Source organism: Vibrio sp. CUB2, assembly GCF_001557945.1.
Lineage (GTDB): Bacteria > Pseudomonadota > Gammaproteobacteria > Enterobacterales > Vibrionaceae > Vibrio > Vibrio owensii.
The window spans coordinates 33147-49492 of sequence record NZ_LNRB01000008.1 but is presented as its reverse complement, the minus strand read 5'-3'; the positions used below and the strand labels follow the sequence as shown (position 1 = coordinate 49492).

Annotated in this window: 12 protein-coding genes; 11 read left to right on the top strand and 1 reads right to left on the bottom strand. The window is 47.6% G+C overall.

Going from position 1 to position 16346, the window contains the following annotated elements; genetic code table 11:
- The first annotated feature begins 3 nt into the window (after positions 1-3).
- Positions 4-999 (top strand): OmpA family protein, encoded by a 996-nt coding sequence (locus tag ATB78_RS14265; protein WP_061008980.1) that lies wholly within the window; start codon positions 4-6, stop codon positions 997-999.
- A gap of 116 nt (positions 1000-1115) precedes the next feature.
- Here ATB78_RS14265 and ATB78_RS14260 read toward each other — a convergent pair whose 3' ends face one another.
- The gene (locus tag ATB78_RS14260) at positions 1116-1502 is read right to left on the bottom strand and encodes a DUF2541 family protein (protein WP_005434277.1); all 387 of its coding nucleotides are present in this window, start codon (positions 1500-1502) and stop codon (positions 1116-1118) included.
- Positions 1503-2007: 505 nt separating this feature from the next.
- Between ATB78_RS14260 and ATB78_RS14255 the strand changes: the two genes are divergently transcribed.
- The 10 genes from ATB78_RS14255 to ATB78_RS14210 all read left to right on the top strand — a co-directional run bounded on the left by ATB78_RS14255 (position 2008) and on the right by ATB78_RS14210 (position 16208).
- A complete protein-coding gene (locus tag ATB78_RS14255) occupies positions 2008-2985 on the top strand; it encodes a LacI family DNA-binding transcriptional regulator (RefSeq protein WP_005434280.1) in 978 nt (325 codons plus the stop codon).
- A 390-nt stretch (positions 2986-3375) separates the two neighbouring features.
- Positions 3376-4614: an extracellular solute-binding protein gene (locus ATB78_RS14250; RefSeq protein WP_061009123.1), complete on the top strand. Its 1239-nt coding sequence runs from the start codon at positions 3376-3378 to the stop codon at positions 4612-4614.
- An 11-nt stretch (positions 4615-4625) separates the two neighbouring features.
- Positions 4626-5720, top strand: coding sequence for a sugar ABC transporter permease (locus ATB78_RS14245; protein WP_005434283.1), 1095 nt, complete (start codon positions 4626-4628; stop codon positions 5718-5720).
- Positions 5713-7131 (top strand): carbohydrate ABC transporter permease, encoded by a 1419-nt coding sequence (locus ATB78_RS14240; protein WP_061008979.1) that lies wholly within the window; start codon positions 5713-5715, stop codon positions 7129-7131. The genes ATB78_RS14245 and ATB78_RS14240 overlap by 8 nt, the downstream gene beginning before the upstream one ends.
- Positions 7132-7149: 18 nt before the next feature.
- Positions 7150-9537, top strand: a complete 2388-nt coding sequence (locus tag ATB78_RS14235) for a glycosyl hydrolase family 65 protein (protein ID WP_061008978.1) — start codon at positions 7150-7152, stop codon at positions 9535-9537.
- Positions 9485-10120, top strand: coding sequence for a beta-phosphoglucomutase (gene pgmB, locus ATB78_RS14230; protein WP_061008977.1), 636 nt, complete (start codon positions 9485-9487; stop codon positions 10118-10120). Before ATB78_RS14235 ends, pgmB begins: the two co-directional genes overlap by 53 nt.
- 96 nt (positions 10121-10216) lie before the next feature.
- The gene (gene ugpC, locus ATB78_RS14225; RefSeq protein WP_039987398.1) at positions 10217-11350 is read left to right on the top strand and encodes a sn-glycerol-3-phosphate ABC transporter ATP-binding protein UgpC; all 1134 of its coding nucleotides are present in this window, start codon (positions 10217-10219) and stop codon (positions 11348-11350) included.
- A 194-nt stretch (positions 11351-11544) separates the two neighbouring features.
- A complete protein-coding gene (locus ATB78_RS14220; protein WP_005434293.1) occupies positions 11545-12549 on the top strand; it encodes an OmpG porin family protein in 1005 nt (334 codons plus the stop codon).
- A 261-nt stretch (positions 12550-12810) separates the two neighbouring features.
- On the top strand, positions 12811-14292 hold the full coding sequence (locus ATB78_RS14215) for a glycoside hydrolase family 32 protein (RefSeq protein ID WP_061008976.1): 1482 nt from the start codon (positions 12811-12813) through the stop codon (positions 14290-14292).
- Positions 14286-16208 (top strand): alpha-amylase family protein, encoded by a 1923-nt coding sequence (locus ATB78_RS14210; protein WP_061008975.1) that lies wholly within the window; start codon positions 14286-14288, stop codon positions 16206-16208. Before ATB78_RS14215 ends, ATB78_RS14210 begins: the two co-directional genes overlap by 7 nt.
- Positions 16209-16346 lie beyond the last annotated feature (138 nt).

Sequence of the window (16346 nt, the reverse complement as noted above, 5' to 3'; positions counted from 1 at the left end):
CTTGTGAATTACAAACAAATGATTTTGTTCGCGATTTCTGTTTTTGCACTCTCCCCAGTTTTGGCACAAGAGGCTCAGCAAGTCGACGAACCCGAGAAAGGCGTTATCGATACTTTGGTATCCAATGGATTGTATTTTCAAGTGGGAGGGGGACTTGCTCAGTTTAAAGACGATCCTTACAAGCACGATAACGACATTACCAGTTTGAAGTACAGCTTAGGTATCTCGACGCAGCCTTTTGATTATGAGTTAGGCTATCGCAGCTTATCGGACGGCAATGGTTTTGACATGAAAGGTTTGGACATTCTCGCCAAACACAAATGGTCACTGTGGCGCGATGGTGGTTTGTTTGCTGGTGTGGGTGGTTACATCTATAACGCCGACATGGACAAGCCGCAGTTGGACTCGCCGACGGAAACCAGCGGCGTGGCACCGTACCTGTCGTTGGGTGGCTACTATGCCTTGAGTGAGTACATCGACGTCTCGTTGCAATTCGACAATCTGTTTAATGTCAGTGTGCTCGATCAGTACTACGACAAAAAAGACACCAAACAGCTGCGTCAGGTGAACTTATCTCTGGTGCTTCATCCGTGGTCGAGCAGCAGTTACGATCCGCAACCTATTGAGTACATAGAAGATGCGCCAGAAGAGCAAACCGTGATTCTAGCGGAGAACAGCCCGGTTTATAGCTACGACGATGCAGCGCTCAACCCACAGATGGAAGCTCAATTGATGCAGTTAGCCAGTCGAATTACTGAGTTAGAAAGCTATGAAGTGGTGGTAACAGGAGGGGCAGATAGTAAGCCTGCTTATCTGGAGTACAACAATCACTTAGCGAGAGAGCGAGCAAAAGTCGTGGCGGATTTCTTGATTTTGCATGGCGTGAAAGCGGACAACATTCGTCTTGAGACGTCAGTCATTGAACAAGAACATCGCGAGCAAGCCGCCCGCAAAGTTGAAATTACGGTCAATGGAACCGAATTGGTTGCGCCAGAATAAGAGTCTTCTTCGTTTCTGACCAAAAATAAAAATCCCTCGCCAATCGACGAGGGATTTTTGTATTCGTAGAGAGGAGGTTAATTCTCATCCCTTTTAAATGTCGAGATCAGTAACGATTAATCGTTCTTCTCTTTACCGTAAACGCGTACGCCCGCTTTAGAGCCTTCTGAGTTACCGTATACTTCGATGTTTTTCACACAGCGACGGTAACCGAAGTAACGCCAATCGGTCATCTTGTCTTTCTTTAGATCACGGTGGAAGCGAATGGTTTTCTCGTCACCGTTTTGGAATCGCACAACGACCTTTCTTAGTTCTAGGTCTTTCTCTGCTTTCACTTTGATCGCGTTGGTGTTGCGGCAAATCACCATTGGGATTTTTGCAGCTAGGTTACCGTGCTCAAGCAAGATAGTACGACCTAAAGTGAATTTATCGTCTGCGTGTGCAGGAGCGATAAGTGTTGTTGCAGCCAATGCTGCCGTGATAATAGCGGTATAAATTCTCATTTAAAAAATCACCAAAACACAGGAGCGCGAATCATAGTCGAGAGGAATGAAAAACAGCTAGCAATATTTTCTGATGTGGATGAAGTTTCACAATTCGCTGACTTTAGGCGAAGAAAGCATCAGTTGTATTAGGGAAGGGGCTGAGACTGGTATTTGGCGGTTTTCATCGCCCGCAGATAGCCCAATAAGGTTTACGTAAATCGATTTACGTAATTTCTTAACAGGCAGTGCGAGAAAAACATCCAGTTTCTGAGTGCTTTCTCGACGTTCGTTATCAGTCTGTTGTGCTGATATTCATCTTGTTTCTATTCTAACTGTCAGATTATTCGATGTTTTTATAAAAGAATGGGCCTTGTCTGTGCTTGTGCTTATTGGTTTTATACAAAATGTGACATATGAGTCATAAGTTTACGCTTTGCTATCGTTTTACGTATTTCTCGCTTGCTTTTTCTCTGTTTACTCACATAATGAACGTAAATTTTACGTTTTGCCGTAGGAGAGCGCCGTGAGTGCACCAAAAACTGATGCGGAACTGAAGAAAGCGACCATACACGAAGCTGCAAAAATTGCTGGTGTATCAATCGCTTCTGTTAGTCGAGCTCTAAATAATAAACCGGGGATCAGCGAAAAAACACGTAAAAAGATTCTCGATATATGCAAAGAGTTGGGTTACGTACCAAGCACGTCTGCACGTGAATTGACTGGTAGTCACAAAAATACCATCGCAATTTCGCTTGGTCCGCACGATTTTTACGCTTCTCGTTACCTCGGTATGCTATGGCCTTCTTTGTCTGCTTCCATCCGTAATTCTGGACGCAACTTGTTGCCAGTAAGCTTTGGTGAAGTGGATTTAGAGCAGGTTGGCGGCGCGATTTTACTTGGTATTACCCACAACGACCCACGCATCGAAACCTGTAAAGAGATGGACTTGCCTTACGTTTGTATCGGCATGAGTGAAGGCTCTTTTTGGGTAGCTCCAGATGATTTCAATGGCGGCCGTGAAGCTACGCAACACCTTGTTGATAAAGGCTTAACAGATATTTGCTTCGTGACGCCAACGACTTATGGCGACGGTTATCAGTTCCGTCATCAAGGTTACATGTCAGTGATGGCAAGCAACGCACTTCCTGTTCGAGAGCTTAGAACGGGTGCTGATCCACTGGGTGAAATCGCGGCTTATCGCTACTTCATGAACATTGATAAAAAGCAGCTTGAGGGCTATCAAGGCTTTGTTTGTGAGTGTGACGAAACGGCACTTGGTGTTATCGCGGCACTAAAAGACCGCGGTTACACGCTACCTGATGACTTCTCTGTGGTGGGTTACGATGGTTTACCTGGTATTTCACGTGAACTCACGACTATTGAACAAGACACGGACAAGATCGCGGCGCGTGTTGCGAGCATGCTAGAGCAAGCCATGCTGCGTGAACAGCCTGTTGGCTCCGTTGTACCTGTGTCTCTGAAGCTAGGTAAAACCAGCTAACTCGCATTCCTCATATTGGTAATCGAAAGCAAAGAGCATGGCTTAGTCCATGCTCTTTTTGTTTACGGCTTTCATCCTCTTTACCCATTTCTTTGTTTCTCCGTTTCGTATCTCCAATCGAGTTTTATTAATCGTTATCTCTGTATCTGTTTTACGTAAATTTTTCGTAAGAATGAGATGGTCTTACGAATCATATTTCGTTACATAACGGCCTTTTATGGCGTTTTTCTGAATTTACGAGCGAAAAATGCACCATTTTTGTAAGCGAGATCACCATTCTTGTGCGTTCTGATACGTAACTGAGTTTTTTGTGATCATCTTAACGTAAGCGCTTACGTTAATTTCGCATAATACCCTCAGATTTTGAAAGAAATGGGATTTGAGGGCGAGATGAAAAAAACAATATTGGCAGTATCCCTACTAGCTGCTGGCCTATCTGCAAACGCAGTTGCAAATACAGAAGTCACGATTGCCGGCTGGGGCGGTAATGATGTTGTGGTTCTGAACAAATTGGTGAACGAGGTACTTGCTGACGATTTTGATAAAGAAGGTCTTACTGTTAAATATCAAGCAGTTGAAGGTGATTTTTCTCAATTTATCACTAACTCTCTTTCAGCTGGCACTGCACCAGACGCCTTCTACATCGACGTTGTATTCGCTAACACGTTAGTTAACTCTGGCAAAGTTTCTCCAAATAACAGCAGCTTAGAAAAAGTCGCCACCAACATGATCCCAAGCTTGAACTCGGCGTTTACGTTAGAAGGTAAACAGTACGGCGTAGCTAAGGATTTCAACACAATTGCACTGCAGTACAACAAAGATATTTTTGATGATGCTGAAGTCGCTTACCCAACGAATCAAGATTCTTGGGAAGATTTACGTAAAAAACTACTGGATGTGAAAGATGCGCTAGCAGATGAAGTGTCTGGTATCTGCGTTATGCCTGATTACGCGCGTTTCGCACCCTTTGCACTCGCAACAGGTTGGACGCCATTCAACGCTGAAGGCAAAACCGTTCTGGATGAGAACTTCGAGCGTGCATTTAACTTCTACACTGGCTTAGTTACCGAAGACAAAGTGGGCATTTTGGCGACTGACCTTGGTCAAGGTTGGGGTGGCGGCTGTTTCGGTACGGAAGAAACGGCAATCGCTCTAGAAGGTAACTGGATCAGTGGTTACTTACGCGATAAAGCGCCAAACCTGCCTTATGGCACAACGTTGATGCCAAAAGATCCAGTAAGCGGTGAACGTGGCAATCTACTGTTTACTGTTGCTTGGGGCGTAAATGCAGATGGTAAGAACATCGAAGCGACGCAAAAAGCGGTAGAGATCTTAACTAGCCAAAAAGCACAAGAATGGGTGTTGGATTCAGGTCTTGCTCTGCCAAGCCGTGAAGCGCTTGGTAAGTCAGAGTTCTTTGCACAGCAAAAAGCAGAAAACGAATTGGCAAAACAAGTGTTTGAAGGTGCTCTTGAAGGAAATGTAGAGCCATTCGCATTTGGTAACTACGGCACAGCATGGATGACTCCGATTAATGAAGCATTGAACTCAGTGTTGCTTGGTCAGATGACGCAGAAAGAAGCGATCAAGATGGCGCAAGCTAAATACGATGCACTGATGGCGAAATAACGGGGCGAGGGATGAACTCTTTACGTTTACGCCAACAAGTTTACGGATGGCTCCTAGCTGGGCCATTTGTACTGACTTTGGTGGTGTTCTTTCTATACGCATTGATCAGAACGGTTTACTTCAGCTTTACCGAGTACGACTTGTTCAGCGATGCAATCTGGGTTGGTTTAGCGAACTTTAAAGCTCTGCTTACTGACGATTTATTCCTGCTTTCACTGGCAAACACCATTTGGTTCTCTTTAATTGTGACCTGTGTACAAACCGTGTTAGCACTTGGCTTAGCGATTTTAGTGAACTCTAAAATTCGCGCAAAAAGCTTCTTTAGAACCGCATTTTACTTACCAAGTATTTTGTCGAGTGCAGCGGTGACATTGATCTTCATTTGGTTCTACCAAAAGAACGGCTACCTGAACGGCTTTGTCACCGATGTGGTGAACCATTACCCACACTTGAGCTGCTTTGTGCTTGTCGCTATCGCTACTCAGTTTGTGTTGGTAACCAAAGACCGTTTGAAAGGCTTACCGGTAGGTTGGTTGGATCCAGCATGGGGCATTCTCTCTTTCATCGTTGCGGGTGTGGCGACTTTCGTAGCCAGCGCAATGGGCTGGGTCGAAGTGACAGACCAAATCGTGGAAGTGAACTGGTTGAACACGCGAGACAATGTGGGGCCGATGCCTTTAACACTTTGGGCTATCGTGATTCAGAACATTTACACCACTATCCCGACCTTCATGCTGTTGTTCCTAGCGGGCTTGCAAGGCATTCCGGGTGAGCTTTACGAAGCGGCGCACATTGATGGTGCGAACAAGTGGCAACAACACTGGAACATTACAATTCCTCAGTTAGCACCGGTGACGTTCGTTGTCGTGACCTTCTCGATTATCGGTACGCTACAAATGTTTGACCAAGTAGCACTACTTGGCTCGGCAGCACCGTTGGAATCACGTATTACGCTGGCTTACTACGTTTACCACAACGCCTTCCCACCGGGTGGCACGCCACAAATCGGCATGGCAAGCGCAGCAGCATTGGTATTGGCATTCATCACGTTGGCAGTGGTTTATCTGCAGAAAATCTTTGGTGTGAAGGAGAAAGCAGATGACTAATCCCGTTTCAACCATGAATCACGATGATGCGAAACCTATGGCATCAATGGAAGAGATTTCCAAGTTCCAAGCGCGTCGTCGCTGGGCAAAAGTGGCGTGGGTTTACAGTGCTTTGCTACTGGTTGCGACTGTCATGCTAGGTACGTTCGTGGTGGCTTTCTTAGCGAGTTTGAAAGATGACCCACTAGAGCAGCCATTTAAGTTCAACTTTGCACAGGTTCAGCCAAGCAACTGGGGTGCTGCTTACCAACTCGGTAAAGAAGGTAACGATGCGCCAATGTTCGGTGGTTTTGCTCCGGGCGCAGAAGTGAACTTCACCGTAACTTACGCGGTGGAAGACGGCAAAGAGCTGACAACGCCAGAGATTGAAGTGCCACGCCGTCGTCCAGGTACAGGTATGGCTGCGGCTATCGTGACCGACTTTGCTGCCGATTACGCGCAAGTCAGCGAGCCAGTGCTGGTAGACACCAACGACAACGTGACGTTTGTAGAGAAGCGTGGTCGTCGTGAACTGACTAAGCAAGGTCACAGCCAAACGTGGGCATTTTCCATCAAGTATCAAGGGCAAGGTCCTGAGATTGCAACGCTACCCCTAACGGTAGAAGTGCCGCGCGGCCAAGTGCTGATTGATAGCACGCTAGCGCCAAGCAAGATGGAACGTCGTGGCCGTGTCGCGGCATGGGATAACGCAGCGCCGGGTTTGATTGGTTATGTATTTAAGTCTTACGTTCGCGTGTACACCGAGTCGGTGAGCCTAGATACAGGTAAGAGCTTGTTCATGAGCTGGACCATCAACTCGTTCTTCATTGCGATTGGTAAGGTGATTCTGACCCTGTTCTTTGCATGTACTGCTGGTTATGCCTTAGCTCGATTGAAGTTCACTGGTGCGCGTGCTGTGTTCGCTTTCATGTTGTTCAGCATGATGATTCCGGGCCAAGTAACGTTCATCTCTAACTACTTAATTTATAAAGATATCGGCTTATTGAACACACCATGGGCGGTCATCACTGCGGTCGTTGCTTCGGGTCAGGTTCTGATCATGAAACAGTTCTTCGAGAACATTCCGAAAGAACTGGAGGAAGCCGCAATCGTAGATGGCGCAAGCCCTGCTGTGATTCTTTGGAAGGTATTCATGCCACTGGCGAAGCCAGCCATCTTGTCAGTCACCATCCTTGGTTTCCAAGGTGCTTGGAACGACTTCTTCTGGCCGCTTGTGGTGATTAACAGCCCAGCTGACGCATTCACGCTTCCTGTTGGTCTATTGAGTTTACGTAACGCCTATGGCGTAGCAGGTGACTGGAACCTGATCTTGGCGGGGGCTTTCCTGTCAACAATCCCAGTACTGATTGTATTTATGGTTTTCCAACGTTACTTCGTGGGTAACGACATTTCTTCCGCTGTTAAAGGTTAAATTTCGGGGATATTTAAGATGTTTATGAACTACAACGCTGGTCAAGGCGAACTAAAAAACTGGATCGTTGAAGAGACGGCGTTTGACTCAGCTTTCCAAGGCAAATGTGAAGTGGTAATGAGCCAAGGTAATGGCTACATGGGGGCGCGTAGTGCAACGGAAGAAAAATACGTGGGCCAAGTTCGCAACCTTTTCGTTGCTGGTACTTACAACAAGTTTGATGCAGACGAAGTAACTGAGCTGCCAAACTCTGCAGACATGAGCTCGATTGAAATCTTCATCGATGGTCGCCGTTTCCACCTAGAAACAGGTGAAGTGAGCAACTACTCTCGTCGCCTAAACGTGAAAAACGGTGAGCTAATCCGTGAATTCACATGGACAAACAACGAAGGTAAGAGCTTTGAGATGCGTTTCCGTCGCTTCTTCTCGCAAGCAAACCTTCACCTAATGGCATTCGACGTTCAAGTAAAAGCACTGAACAGCGATGCGAAAATCGAAATCCGCTCTGGTGTGGATGCGCAGCTTTCTAACTCAGGTGCCCAGCACTTCCACGAAGGCGAAAAGCGTATCTACGACAAGCGTTTTATCGAGCTACTACAGCACACAACAGAGAGCAAAGTTGACTTTGTATTCCTAACGTCTCACCGCTACCTAGTTGACGGCCAAGAGACAGAAATCGACCCATCACTTGCGATGGACCGTCGTAAAGTATGGGTAAACATCAACTACGATCTGAAAACGGGCGAAACGTTCGGTACAGAAAAAGTCGGTGTGGTTCATACGTCTCGCGACAAGCAGTTCGATGTGGAAGGTTACGAGCTTCAAGCACTTCGTGACCATGCACTGACGAACCTAAAGAACAACGCTGACCGCAGCTTTGATGAGCTTCTAGAAGAGAGCGCAGCAGAGTGGGATAAGCGTTGGGCAGGCATGAACATCACCATTGGTGGTAGTGATTTCGACCAACTTGCAATTCGCTTTGCTCAATACCAGTTGAACATCTTCACGCCAATGCACGACTCTCGCTTCGGTATCGGTGCGAAAGGTCTATCTGGCGAAGGCTACAAAGGTCACTCGTTCTGGGATACAGAAGTATTCATGCTTCCGTTTTTCATCTACACCATGCCAGAAGTGGCGCGCAGCCTACTTGAGTACCGCTTTAAGACGCTAGATGGCGCTCGTAAGAAAGCGAAAGACAACGGCTACATCGGTGCACAGTTCCCATGGGAATCGGCACTAACGGGTGAAGAAGTAACGCCTGTATGGGGCGCAGTAGACATCATCACGGGTAAGTCGACGAAGATTTGGTCTGGCTTTATCGAGCAGCACATCACGTGTGACATCACTTACGCATTGTGGCAGTACTACCAAATCACGGGCGACCAGAAGTTCATGGACGACATGGGCTACGAGATCATGTTCGACACAGCAACGTTCTGGACAAGCCGCCTAGATTGGCTAGAAGACCGCAACATGTGGGGTATCTGTGACGTCATCGGTCCTGATGAGTACAAAGAGCACATCGACAACAACGCGTTCACTAACTACATGGCGGTAGAGAACATCAAACTAGCGATTCGTTACTACGAGGATCTAGAAGCGTCGAACCCAGAGCTACTGGCTAAGCTGTCTGACAAGCTAAACCTAGTGGAAGCTCGTCAAATGTGGCTAGACCGCGTAGACAACATCTACCTACCGAAGCCACGTGCTGAAGATAAGGTAATCCCACAGGATGACACTTACCTACAGAAAGAAATCATCGACCTGACTAAGTACAAAGAGCAGCCATTCGTTGGTGGTCTGTTCCAAGACTACAACCTAGAACAGGTTAACGACATGCAGGTTTCTAAGCAGGCGGACATCATGGTGCTGTTCCTACAGCAAGAAGATAAGTTCGACCTAGAAACCAAGCTGGCTAACTGGAACTACTACGAGCCGAAGACGCTACACGATTCGTCGCTAAGTCTGTCTACGCACTCGGTATTAGCGTCAGATGTTGGCAACCCAGAATTGTCTTACGACCTGTTCCAACAAGCCGCGTCTATCGATATCGGTCAGAACATGAAGAGCTCCGATCACGGCATTCACGCGGCGTCTATCGGCGGCATGTGGCAGTGTGTGGTTTACGGCTTCGGCGGTGTTCGTATGCTAGGTGGCAACCTGCGTATCAACCCTAACCTTCCTAAGCAATGGGAAAGCCTGAACTTCCCGATCTACTGGAAAGGTGAGCGTCTAGAAGTGACCGTTGACCAAGAGCAAGTTCGCATCGATCGCCCTGAGTTCAACGGCCAAGTGCTAAACATCGAAGTTGCAGGTGAGCCACGTGTTATCGATTCAACAGAGGTGACGTTCAATGTGTACGGCATTTATTTTCGACCTAGATGGCGTTATCACCGATACCGCTGAGCTGCACTACCAAGCGTGGCAACGTATGGCGAACGAAGAAGGTTACTACTTCGACCGTGAAATCAATGAGCAGCTACGTGGCGTATCTCGTCAAGCGTCGCTGAACATCATCTTGAACGGCAAAGAGATCAGCGAAGAGAAGTTTGCTGAGCTAATGAAGCGTAAGAACGATTACTACGTGGATCTGCTGAACACGATTTCTGCGAAAGACGTTCTACCGGGTATTGAGCAATTCCTACTTGAGCTAAACGCACGTGGCATCAAAGTGGCACTGGCGTCAGCAAGTAAGAATGCTCGTCCTATCCTGCACCGTCTTGGCCTAACACCACTGTTTGATGCTATCGGTGATGGTTGGTCAGTTAACCGATCTAAGCCAGCGCCAGACGTGTTCATCCACGCGGCAGGCCAAGTGGGCGTAAACGCTGACGAGTGCATCGTAGTTGAAGATGCAGAAGCGGGTGTAGACGCAGCAAAAGAAGCAGGCATGCGCGTAGTGGGCATTGGTCCTAACGACCGTGTTGGTCACGCGACTTGGCGCTTCGATGACACCAAAGGCATCAACTTGGGCGAGATCCTAGGTTAATCCAAAATAAGAAGTGTGGTGGGGCAGTCGTTGATATCGGCGTGCTGCCCCCGAATCACCTAAAGCCCAGACTCTTAAAGAATTATAGGTAGAACAATGGCACGTTTAGAACTGAAGAACATCAACAAAATTTATCCTGATGGTGCACACATCATCAAGGATGCCAACCTGACCATTGAAGACGGTGAATTCACGGTATTCGTTGGGCCATCAGGCTGTGGTAAGTCAACCATGCTGCGTATGGTCGCAGGTTTGGAAGAGATTTCATCAGGGGACATGTGCTTAGACGGTGAGGTGGTTAACAACCTTTCACCAACCGATCGTGGGATTGGCATGGTGTTCCAATCTTATGCGCTTTACCCGCACATGACGGTCTACGAAAACATCGCTTTTGGCCTAAAACTGGCGAAGAAAAGCAAAGACGATATTGATTCAGCAGTGCGTCAGGTAGCGGAAATGCTAGAGCTGACAAACCTTCTGAAACAAAAACCAAGTCAACTATCGGGTGGTCAGCGTCAGCGCGTGGCGATTGGTCGTGCGATCGTTCGCAATCCGAAGTTGTTCCTACTTGATGAGCCGCTATCTAACCTAGACGCATCCCTACGTGTTCGTATGCGTTTGCAGTTAGCGGAATACCACAAAAAACTCAAATCTACCGTGATTTACGTAACCCACGATCAGGTTGAAGCCATGACGCTAGCCGACAAAATCGTGGTACTTCGTGCAGGCGTTGTAGAACAAGTTGGCTCGCCTCTGGAGCTGTACTACTTCCCTCAAACATTGTTCGTAGCAGGCTTTATCGGCTCTCCAAAAATGAACCTGCTGCCAGCGACACTGGTTTCTGCTTGCGATGAAAAAGCAACGGTAGAAGTGGGTGACTACACCTTCCAAGCGGACGTAAACGCAAAAGGCGCAACACAAGGCGCATTGATGACGCTTGGTATCCGCCCTGAAGACATCCACCTTGATGAAGAAGGTGTGGGTGTAATTGTTGAGGGCTTCGAACGCCTAGGGACAGAATCGCTGCTTTACACCACGCTAGTACGCGGTGGTCAGGAAGTATTGGTTCGCGTGCCAGGTACTGTGCATGTCGAAATCGGCCAGCGTTTGAACATCCGCATTCCGGCTGAGAAATGTCACTTATTCGATAGCAAGGGTCACGCGTTCCAACGTGGTATGACGTTGGACGATTTGATTACGCCTCCGCCGCAAGTCAAACAAGCTATCTAATTCGGCGTACGCCGACACCATTCTAAAAACAATAAAAAAGCCCGCTACAGCGGCGGGCTTAGGATTACTGCATTCAAAATTCGGGTTCTGGATGAATTTTGAATGTGACCTTAATGCCTGTTGGCGCAGGCATCAAAAAAACTATCCCGTTGGCGCGGGACAGACAGTAACGACGAAATAATAAGGTAAACATCATGAAAAAAACAGTAGTGGCTTCTTCCATCCTCTTTAGCTTGACCCTTTCAGGATACGCTTTTGCCGAAGAAGAGAAGAAAGAAACGCAGGACGCTGAGCTTGCTGTAAAAGTGGAACAACTGAAAGCGGATTACTCAACCGCAGAACTGCTCACCGCATTGGACGTGCCAAAGCAGGAAGAAGCGAAGTTCCACGGTACACTGGGCACCAACGTGGAAGTGGAACGTGTGATCCGCGATGACGGCGTGAACGAAGGTAAAGTGAAATACACTTTGCTGCAAGGTAACTTCCGCCATGATGATTTACCGGGTTGGGACTTCGGTTTCTACTCTGGCCGTGAAGAACTGTTCAACGGCAACCTAAAACACGCAAAATACGACAAAGGCGTGAACGCAATTCAAGAGATCTTTGTGAACCGCAGTTACGGCCACGACAAAGGTCACATCGGTTGGGGTGTAAAACTGGCGGGTGAAAGCATTGATAAACGTACCACGCCAGAAGCGAAAGTATTCGGTTCTTACCAACTGACCAACAATTTAGAAATGCACGGCTACGCGCTTTACCACGTGGAATACAAACGCGGTACGGGTGAGTTCCCTTACTGGGAAGTGGAGCCGGGCTTTGGCTACAAAATCTCTGACAACTCAGGCGCATGGCTAAACTTCCGTTACCAAGTCGGTGAGTGGAACGCAAAAGACGGTTACGCAGAAACGGAAACCGAGTGGATCATCAAACCGGGTATCTGGTACAGCTGGGGCAAACTGTCGGCGTCTCTATGGGGTGAATTTGGTTCATTCGAGAAAGAGCGCAACTCAGACAGCGCACACCTATGGACTGAAGATTACTCAAAAATCGGTATCTCAGCGAACTACCCACTGTCTAAGAGCTGGCGCATGTTCGGTGAGGCAAGCTACAAGAAACTTGACCTAGAAAGCGGCCCAGAGCGTGATGCGTTCGATGGATACATCCCACTGTTCATCCTAGGTGTGAACTACAGCTTCTAAACCCCAATAGCTTTCTCCTCTGGGGGAGAGGAGAAAGCTATTTGCTTATGAAGTGCCCATTCAGATTGTCTTTTGGACGTTAACTTTTCCTTTGGGGCTAATTTGTTCCGCGAGGCAAGGTTATTTGAAGGGTACTTAGAGTAAGCCTTGTTTTGGACGCGCTTTGGCAGCAACGACTTTGTCCGGGAGTTCTATGGGACTCCTTTTTTCTTCCTGCTGGTTCGCTCAAACCAAGTTTTACTTACAACGATCAGATTTGCTATGACAGAAAAATACCGCCCATACCTTCACATGACACCGGATTCGGGTTGGATGAACGATCCAAACGGATTGGTGTTCTTCAATGGTCATTATCACCAGTTTTACCAGTATTACCCAAGCGATACGGTTTGGGGACCAATGCACTGGGGACACAAAATCAGTACCAACCTGATAGATTGGCAAGAGCTTGAGCCTGCACTGTATCCAGATGAATCTGGCATGTGCTTCTCGGGCAGTGCGATTGTCGATTGGCATAACACCTCAGGTTTATTTGAGACCGACAAACCAGGCTTATTGGCGTTCTACACCTCGTTCATTCAACCTAAAGTGACATTAGCTGATGGCACTGAAGTTGAAGATCCAATCCAACAGCAGTCTCTCGCTTATAGCCAAGATGGCATGACGTGGAAGAAGTTCGCCAACGGTGCACCGATCATTACTGCACGTGGTAATCCGGATTTCCGTGATCCCAAGGTGATTTGGCATGAGCAAAGCCAAGCGTGGGTGATGGTGGTGTCTTGTGGTCAACATATCGAGTTCTACCGTTCGACCAACCTATTGGACTGGCGTTTAGTGAGCGAGTTTGGCTACCGTCATGGTGCGCACAGCAAAGGCCCGTGGGAATGCCCAGACTTGTTTGAACTGCCTATCGAAGGTTCACAAGAAACACGTTGGGTATTGGTGGTTGGCATTGGTGAGGGTGCGCACTGTGGCGGTGCTGGTACGCAGTATTTCATTGGCGACTTTGATGGCGAAACCTTCATCAATCACAATCATCCAGAGACCGTATTGTGGCTCGATTTCGGTCGTGATTACTACGCGACTCAGTCTTTCTCTGACATCCCAGTTGAAGACGGTCGCCGTATCGTTAGTACATGGATGAGTAATCATCAGTACTCGCTTGAGTTACCAACCCAAGAGTTTCGCAGTTCGATGGCTATGCCTCGTGAGCTCTTCCTGTTTGAAGGGAAAGCAGGGTTACGTGTTGGACAACGTTTTGTGAGAGAGCTTAATCAGGCGTTAAGTCTTGATGTGCAAACTCCAGAGCCAAGTGACGAACAAGCGATTAGTCTTTACAGCCAGCAAGAAGTCATGAAGTTCAGCGCTGATGTGACGCTACAAGACACACAAACGTTGCACCTGAATGTGTACCAAGACAATCCAGCTTACTTTGAGTTTGTTGGTGTCGAACAAGGCATAGAAGTGCGCTCTGTACGTCGCGGTCAGTTTGGCTTGGAACGCATTGATGAACACTTCCCACATGACTACCGCGTGACCTTACCGATTGAGAATGAATTCCAAGTCGAAGTGTTGATCGACAAAGGCTCAGTCGAGTTGTTGATCAATGCTGGTCAATTCAGTTTTAGCAACCTTGTTTACGCCAAAGAAACGCAAGCAAGTGTCGCCTTGAATGTGGATAGCGGCTCGCTGGCACTGCGCAACGTTCAAGTATCTAGCTTGGCAGGAGAGAAAACATGTTAAACGAACGACAAACCCAGCAAGCACTGCAGCAAGTTCTTGATTCGGTTGAATTGCCAAAGCTAACCAAGAAAGATGAGAAGGTGTTTCTTGAACGTCTGGCGCAGTACTTTCCATCTTTAGTTGGGCAACTGCACACGCTTTATGGTGAGCGTTATGACTTCTTCTTGCATCTACAAAAGTTGGTGGTTGTGCTTGCCAAAGCCTTTGCAGGTCGCAAACGCAAATGGAAGAACTTGGATGAGAAGCGCCTCGGTAATCCAAGTTGGTACCGCAGTGAAAAAATGCTCGGCATGGCGGTGTATGTCGACTTGTTTGCGGGTGATTTGAAAAAGCTACAAATGAAGATCCCGTACCTCAAGTCTCTGGGGATTAACTATCTTCACCTGATGCCGCTTTACAAAGCACCAGAAGGGGACAGCGATGGCGGTTATGCCGTGTCGGATTACCGCAAGGTCGATCCAAAGCTAGGCACAGAGAAAGATCTGGCGCAGTTAGCAGAGGCATTGAGTGATGAAGGCATCAGCCTAGTGCTGGATTTCGTGTTCAACCACACCTCAGATGAACACCACTGGGCAGAGCAAGCACGTAAAGGCAACCCTGAGTTTGAAGACTTTTATTACTTCTTCAGCGATAAGCAAGAAGTGGATGAGTACAACCAAACTTGCCGCGAGATCTTCCCAACCGTTCGTCGTGGCAGCTTCACTTTCTTAGAAGATGTAGAGAAGTACGTTTGGACGACATTCAACAGCTTCCAATGGGATCTCAATTACTCAAATCCTGCAGTATTTAACGCGATTACTGATGAGATGCTGTTTCTAGCTAACATCGGTTGTGAAGGTCTGCGTTTGGACGCCTTGGCGTTTATTTGGAAAGAGAAATGGACCCAATGTGAAAGCTTGCCGAAGGCGCATACTCTGATTCAGTGTTTCAACACCTGTTTGCAGATTGCAGCGCCTGCTGTGTTATTCAAATCAGAAGCGATTGTGCACCCAGATGAGGTGGCACAGTACATCGACAAAGATGAGTGTCAGTTGTCCTACAACCCACTGATGATGGCGCTGATGTGGGAAAGTTTGGCAACACGTGAAACCAAGCTACTGACAGCATCATTAAAGAAAAGCTTTGAGATTTCAGACCAGTGTTCATGGGTGAACTACATTCGTTGTCACGACGATATTGGCTGGACGTTTGATGATGCAGTCGCTGAGCAGCTTGGCATTAATGGCTATGAGCATCGCCGCTTTTTGAATCAGTTCTACACTGGCAAATTCGACGGTTCATTCTCTCAGGGTGTGCCATTCCAAGAAAACCCAACTACGGGTGATTGCAGAGTATGTGGCTCTTTGGCCTCTCTTGCTGGGCTAGAAAAAGCGATAGAAGCGGATGATTCACAAGCGATTGAGCACGCATTGAAGCGTATTCGTCTGCTTAATAGCATCAACTTGAGCATCGGTGGTATTCCGCTGATTTATCAGGGCGATGAGCTAGGTATCTTGAACGATCACAGCTACTTGAATGATGAGTTTAAACGCGAAGATGCACGCTGGGTTAACCGTCCTCAAATTAGCGCAGAAGCCGTCGCACTGGCAGAAACCAAAGGCAGTTATCAGCATCGTATTCACAGTGACTTGCTGCAAATGGTCAGTTTGCGCCGTCAAAGCCAAGTCTTTGGCGCGGCGAAAACCGAGATCTTAGAAACTTATCGCCCACACCTGTTTGCTTACTGCCGACAACATGACAAGGGCGATAAACTGCTGGCAGTGTGCAACTTCAGCGAACATGAGCAACGTATCCCAATGTCGATTTGTGATGTTCTAGGCTCACGCCAAGTCGTAGACATCCTAACGGGAGACGAGAAAACTGGCGATGAACTGGTCATGGGCGCATACGACGTCGTCTGGCTGAAAGCCAAGTAACTTCGACGGTTCATCACCCCAAAAACGCCAAAAGGGCACGGAATGTGCCCTTTTGGCGTTTTTTAGCCAAGGTAATCCTCACTCTTATAGTGAATGCTAAGTAAATAATCACTCGGAAATAAAATAAGGTGCGCGCAT